At 72.6% G+C, this 5,817-nt stretch carries 5 protein-coding genes and 1 pseudogene; 1 reads left to right on the top strand and 5 read right to left on the bottom strand.

Features of this window, described 5'->3' with window-relative positions; translation table 11 throughout:
- The 5 genes and pseudogenes from IE249_RS37780 to IE249_RS18715 form a co-directional block, all read right to left on the bottom strand.
- A pseudogene (locus IE249_RS37780) lies at nt 1–794 on the bottom strand (amidohydrolase family protein); the annotation flags it as partial.
- A gap of 40 nt (nt 795–834) precedes the next feature.
- The gene (locus IE249_RS18730; RefSeq protein WP_189705968.1) at nt 835–1,953 is read right to left on the bottom strand and encodes an LLM class flavin-dependent oxidoreductase; all 1,119 of its coding nucleotides are present in this window, start codon (nt 1,951–1,953) and stop codon (nt 835–837) included.
- A gap of 121 nt (nt 1,954–2,074) precedes the next feature.
- Complete coding sequence (locus tag IE249_RS18725) at nt 2,075–2,845, bottom strand: SDR family NAD(P)-dependent oxidoreductase (RefSeq protein ID WP_189705967.1); 771 nt, start codon at nt 2,843–2,845, stop codon at nt 2,075–2,077.
- A gap of 8 nt (nt 2,846–2,853) precedes the next feature.
- Nucleotides 2,854–3,762: an LLM class F420-dependent oxidoreductase gene (locus IE249_RS18720; protein ID WP_189706028.1), complete on the bottom strand. Its 909-nt coding sequence runs from the start codon at nt 3,760–3,762 to the stop codon at nt 2,854–2,856.
- A 38-nt stretch (nt 3,763–3,800) separates the two neighbouring features.
- Nucleotides 3,801–5,060, bottom strand: coding sequence for an amidohydrolase family protein (locus IE249_RS18715; protein WP_189705966.1), 1,260 nt, complete (start codon nt 5,058–5,060; stop codon nt 3,801–3,803).
- Between the two features lie 208 nt (nt 5,061–5,268).
- On the opposite strand from IE249_RS18715, the gene IE249_RS37775 reads away from it, so the two are divergent.
- On the top strand, nt 5,269–5,817 hold a 549-nt coding region (locus IE249_RS37775), incomplete at its 3' end, for an AfsR/SARP family transcriptional regulator (RefSeq protein WP_229858792.1).

Raw genomic sequence — 5,817 nt, 5'->3', positions numbered from 1 at the left:
AGGGGGCGTCCGGCCGCCGCGCTCATCTCCGCGAGCAGGTCGATCTCGGCGTCGCTGAACTGGTCCAGGCAGCCGGCGACGATCGCCTCGATCTGGGTGCCCTCGTGCTCGCCCACGGCCCGGGACAGGGCCAGCAGTTCGGCGGGGCGGGCGTGCCGGGAAGCCACCGGCCGGCCGTCGCCGTCGGAGTGGGTGCCCGACTGGGTGGTGGACAGTCCCCAGGCGCCCGCGTCCATGGCCTCGTGGAAGAGGGCGAGCATCTGCTCCAGTTGCTCCGCCGTGGGCTGCCCGCCGACCGCCTCGGGTCCCATCACGTACCGGCGCAGCGCGCAGTGGCCCGCCATGAAGCCGGCGTTGACCGCGATACGGCCCTCCAGGGCGTCCAGGTACTCGCCGAAGGAGTGCCAGTTCCAGGGTGCGCCCTCCTCGAGCGCGACCAGGGACATGCCCTCCACCTTGGACATCATCCGCCGGGTGTAGCCGGCGTCCTCGGGGCGGCCCGGGTTCAGGGGCGCGAGGGTGAAGCCGCAGTTGCCGGCCGCGACGGTGGTCACCCCGTGGTTGAGGGACGGGGTGGCGTAGGGGTCCCAGAACAGCTGGGCGTCGTAGTGGGTGTGCGGGTCGACGAAGCCGGGGGCGAGGACGAGTCCGGCCGCGTCCGTCGCCGTGCGGGCCGGTTCGGTGACCGTGCCGAGGGCGGCGATCCGGCCGTCGCGCATCCCCAGGTCCGCGGTGTACGCGGGCGCGCCCGTGCCGTCGACGACGGTCGCGCCCTTGATCACGTGGTCGAGCATGTCCCCTGCGCCCTCCTTCGCGCCCTTCTCCTGAGCCGCCTCACGCCGCCTGGCGGAAGCGGGTCGTGCGGTGCACCGGGTCGGTGTCGATCTTCGGGACGACGTGCTCGCCGATGAGGCGGATGGTCTGCAAGGTCTCCTCCTTCGGCACCCCGACCGGCAGCCCGAAGCTGAGCTGGTCGGCGCCCGCCTGCTCCCAGCGCTTGCACTGCCGCAGCACCTCGTCGGGGTCGCCGCAGATCAGCAGTTCCTCCTCGATCAGCACCTCGACGAACTCCGCCGTGTACTCGGGCAGGGTCTCGGGCCAGACGGGGAAGCCCTCGGGGCGCGGGAAGGTGTCGTGGTAGCGGAAGACGAGGGAGGGCAGGTAGTGCAGTCCGCCGTTCACCGCGATCTCGATGGCCTCGTCGTGGGTGGGCGCGCAGATGGCGGTGGTGGTCACCATGACGTTGTCGTTGACGAAGTCGCCGACCGGCTCGGCGTCCACGACCGCCGTCTTGTACTGCTCCAGCACCCACTCCATGTCGGAGACCTTCTGGATGCTGAAGCCGAGCACGCCGAGTCCCTTGCGCGCGGCCATGGCGTACGAGGGCGGGGACCCGGCCGCGTACCACATCGCCGGGTGTGACTTGCCGTACGGCTTGGGCAGGACCTTGCGGGGCGGCAGTTGCCAGTGCTTGCCCTGGAAGCCCTGGTACTCGTCCTGGAGCCACATCTTCGGGAACTCGGCGATCGTCTCCTCCCAGATCTCCTTGGTGTGGTTCATGTCGGTGATGCCGGGGAGGAAGCCGAGGATCTCGTGCGAGCCGGCGCCCCGTCCGCTGCCGAACTCGAAGCGGCCCTCGCTGAGGTGGTCGAGCATGGCGACCTTCTCGGCCACCTTCACGGGGTGGTTGACCTGGGCCAGCGGGTTGAAGATGCCGGAGCCGAGGTGGATGCGCTCGGTGGCGTGGGCGAGGTAGCCGAGGAAGACGTCGTTGGCGGAGAGGTGGGAGTACTCCTCCAGGAAGTGGTGCTCGGAGGCCCAGGCGTACTTGAAGCCGGAGCGGTCCGCCTGGATGACGTACTCGGTCTCCTCCATCAGTGCCTTGTGCTCGGCGAGCGGGTCGGTCTCGGCGCGCTTGCCCACGTATCCCTGTACGAAGAGCCCGAATTCCACGGCGGTTCACCCTCCCCGGTTCCCGGTCCACACATTCCTGACGGACCGTCAGTTGTTTCGTTGGCCGACTGTGGCACCGGGTGCGCGGACCGTCAATAGCTGACGGGTCGTCAGACCGTACTCAGACGACCGTGACACCGGCCAGCCAGCCGCCGTCGATCACGAAGGGCTGCCCGGTGATGTACGAGGAGTCGGCGCCGGTCAGGAAGAGCGCGAGCCGGGCCACCTCCTCCGGCCTGCCGATCCGCCCCAGCGGCACCAGCCGGCGGTAGAGCTGGTCCAGGGCCCGGCTCGTCTCCTCGGCGTCCGCGTCCGGGTCCAGCCGTGCCGGGTTGGACATCGGGGTGTCGATCGCGCCCGGGCAGATGGCGTTCACCCGGATCCCGCGCGGGGCGAGCTCCAGGGCGGCGACCCGGGTGAGCCCGAGGATCGCGTGCTTGGTCGCCGCGTAGGCCCCGACGGCCGCCATGCCCGTGACCGCCGTGTACGAGGCCGTGTTGACGATCGTGCCCCCGTCCTCCATCTCGGGCGCCACGCTCCTGATCCCGAGGAAGCAGCCCACCTGGTTGACCTGTACCACCTGGAGGAACTCCTCCAGAGGCGTGTCCACGAGGGAGTTGAAGCGCAGGATGCCGGCGTTGTTGACCAGCCCGTCCACGCGGCCGTACGCCTCCTTGACCGCCCGCACGGCCGAGCGCCAGTCGTCCTCGCGGCCCACGTCCAGGTGGACGTAGAGGGCGCCGATCTCCTTGGCCAGGGCCTCGCCCCGGTCGTCAAGGACGTCGGCCACGGCGACCCGCGCTCCCTCGGCCGCGAACAGCCTGGCCTCCTGCTCCCCCTGCCCGCGCGCCGCGCCGGTGACGATCACGACGCGGCCGTCCAGCTTGCCCATGGCTCTCCTCAGTCGAGACGGGGGGCCACCTCGGCCCCGAACGCGGCTATCTGGTCGGTGAGTTCGGTGCGGCCGCGGCTGCGGAAGCGCACCTGGATCCGGTGCACGCCCATCGCGCGGTAGGCGCGCAGGGACTCGGCGAGCGCCTCCGGCGTCCCGGTGAGCGTGCGGTGCCCGACGTCCCAGGCGGGCGTGCCGACGTGAAGCGGCTCGGTGATGGCGCCGATCACGAAGGGCCGCTCCGCGGTCCCCGCCTTCTCGCGCAGCTCGCGGATGCGGGCGATCTGCGCGGGCAGCCGGTCGCGCGGGTCGCCCTGCGGCAGCCAGCCGTCGCCCTTGAGCGCGGCCCGGCGCACGGCGGCGGGCGAGGAGCCGCCCACCCACAGGGGCACGGAGCCCTGCACGGGCCGGGGCCGCTGGCCGAGCCCCTGGAACCGGTAGTACGTGCCGTGGTGGGAAGGGAACTCCTCGGGGCCGAGCGCCGCCCTCAGCGCGTCGACGCACTCGTCGAGCAGCGCGCCGCGCCGCGCGAAGTCCACGCCCAGCGCCTCGAACTCCTCGCGTACGTGTCCGGCGCCGACGCCGAGGATCAGGCGGCCGCCGGAGAGGTGGTCGACGGTGGCGTACTGCTTGGCGGTGATCAGCGGGTGCCGCAGCCCGACCACCGCGACATGGCTGAGCAGGCGGACGCGTCCGGTGACGGCCGCGAGGTGGGCGAGGGTGGCGACCGGGTCGTACCAGACGGTGCTCATCGCGGCGGCGAGCCGGCGCGGGACGGCCACGTGGTCGCAGCTCGCCAGGTAGTCGAAGCCCGCCCGCTCGGCCGCCCGGGCGATCTCCACCAGGTCTTCCGGGCCCGCGGCCGCCTCCCAGGGCTCGGCGTAGAGCGTGGACTGGGACTGGACGGGCAGTTGCATGCCGTAGCGCAGGGGCCCTGCGGCGGGCCCTGCGGTCGTCACCGGGCACCGCCGGGCCACAGGCCGTCGCCGGTCAGGCCGAGCAGGCCGATGGCGTTGCCCCGCACGATCCGCTCGACCACGTCCGGGGCGAGGTGGCCCATCTGCGCCTCGCCGATCTCGCGGGACTTGGGCCAGGTGGAGTCGGAGTGGGGGTAGTCGGTCTCGTACAGGACGTTGCCGGCGCCGATCACGTCGAGGTTGCGCAGGCCGAAGGCGTCGTCGAAGAAGCAGCCGTACATGTGCTCGGCGAACAGCTCGGAGGGCGGGCGGTGGACCTTGCCGGCCACCCCGCCCCAGCCCCGGTTCTCCTCCCAGACGACGTCGGCGCGCTCCAGGATGTACGGGATCCAGCCGATCTGGCCCTCGGCGTACATCACCTTCAGGCCGGGGAAGCGCTCGAACTTGCCGCTCATCAGCCAGTCGACCATGGAGAAGCAGCAGTTGGCGAAGGTGATGGTGGAACCGACGGCGGGCGGGGCGTCCTTGGAGGTGCTGGGCATGCGGCTGCTGGAGCCGATGTGCATGGCGACGACGGTCCCGGTCTCGTCACAGGCGGCGAGGAAGGGGTCCCAGTCGTCGGTGTGCACCGAGGGCAGGCCCAGGTGCGGGGGTATCTCGGAGAAGGCGACGGCGCGGACCCCGCGCTCGGCGTTGCGCCGGACCTCGGCGGCCGCGAGGCGGGCGTCCCACAGGGGGATGAGGGTGAGGGGTATCAGGCGTCCGTGGGCCTCGGGGCCGCACCACTCCTCCACCATCCAGTCGTTGTAGGCCCGCACGCACAGCAGGGCGAGGTCGCGGTCGGCGGCCTCGGTGAAGGTCTGGCCGCAGAAGCGCGGGAAGGTGGGGAAGCAGAGGGCGGACTGGACGTGGTTGACGTCCATGTCGGCGAGGCGGCGCCCGACGTCGTACGAGCCCGGGCGCATCTGCTCGTAGGTGATGACCTCCAGCCTGATCTCGTCCCTGGCGTACCCGACGGCGGTGTCGAGGCGGGTGAGGGGACGGCGCAGGTCCTCGTAGACCCACCAGTCGCCGAGCGGGCCCTCGTCCCCGGGGCCGCCCATGACCGGCCGGAAACGGCCGCCGAGGAAGGTCATCTCCTTCAGCGGGGCGCGGACGATGCGCGGGCCGGTCTCGCGGTGGCGGCGGGGCAGGCGGTCCTGCCAGACGTCCGGCGGCTCCACGGTGTGGTCGTCCACCGAGATGATCAGGGGAAACGCGCTGCCGTGCGCGTCCGCGGGGGTCTTCGTCGTCTCCATGGGCGTCACGGTAGCGCCGATCTGACGAACCGTCAGCTATCGCGCCGGACGCTTGGGCCGGTGACGTTCGCGCGCGCCGGCGCGCGGGGCGTGTGAGGACCTTGTGAACTCCCGTGTGCCGCCGTGTGATCGGAGTCTCCGGCGGCTGACGCCCGAGGCCGGAACAAGGCAAACTGACGGGGTTGGTCGGAATGTCTAGGGGGACGGCATGGACGGTGTACCGCGGGACCCGGGGGCCGCACCGCGGGGCCCGGACGGCGGGCCGCGGGTGCCGGAGCAGCGGCGCGCGGGCTCTCCGGCGGAGCCGGACCGACTGCGCTTCGGCGTGCTCGGGCCGGTGCGCGCCTGGCGGGGCGTACAGCCCCTGCCCACCGGCTCCCCCCAGCAGCGGGCCCTGCTGGCCGCGCTGCTGCTGCGCGAGGGCCGCACGGCGACCGCCTCGGAGCTGATCGACGCCGTGTGGGGCGAGGAGCCGCCCTCGCAGGCGCTGGCGGCGCTGCGGACGTACGCCTCCCGGCTGCGCAAGGTCCTCGACCCGGGCGTGCTGGTCAGCGAGTCCGGAGGGTACGCGGTGCGCGGGCTGGGCGAGGGCGCGCTGGACCTCGCGGTCGCGCAGGAGCTCGCGGCCGAGGGCGAGAAGGCGCGGTCGGCCGGGGATCTCTGCCACGCGCGCGAGGTGCTGGGGCGGGCGCTGGCCCTGTGGGAGGGCGAGCCGCTGGCCGGGGTGCCGGGCCCGTACGCCGAGGCGCAGCGGGTG

This window comes from Streptomyces anandii JCM 4720 (assembly GCF_014650655.1).
In the GTDB taxonomy this organism is placed as follows: Bacteria; Actinomycetota; Actinomycetes; order Streptomycetales; family Streptomycetaceae; genus Streptomyces; species Streptomyces anandii.
Note: the sequence above shows the minus strand (reverse complement) of the source record. Positions and strands in the feature narration are given on the sequence as shown.

Coding starts and splice junctions, on each gene's coding strand:
- IE249_RS18725 (WP_189705967.1), bottom strand. CDS start 2,845: ATGGGCAAGCTGGACGGCCGCGTCGTGATCGTCACCGGCGCGGCGCGC.
- IE249_RS18720 (WP_189706028.1), bottom strand. CDS start 3,762: ATGCAACTGCCCGTCCAGTCCCAGTCCACGCTCTACGCCGAGCCCTGG.
- IE249_RS18715 (WP_189705966.1), bottom strand. CDS start 5,060: ATGGAGACGACGAAGACCCCCGCGGACGCGCACGGCAGCGCGTTTCCC.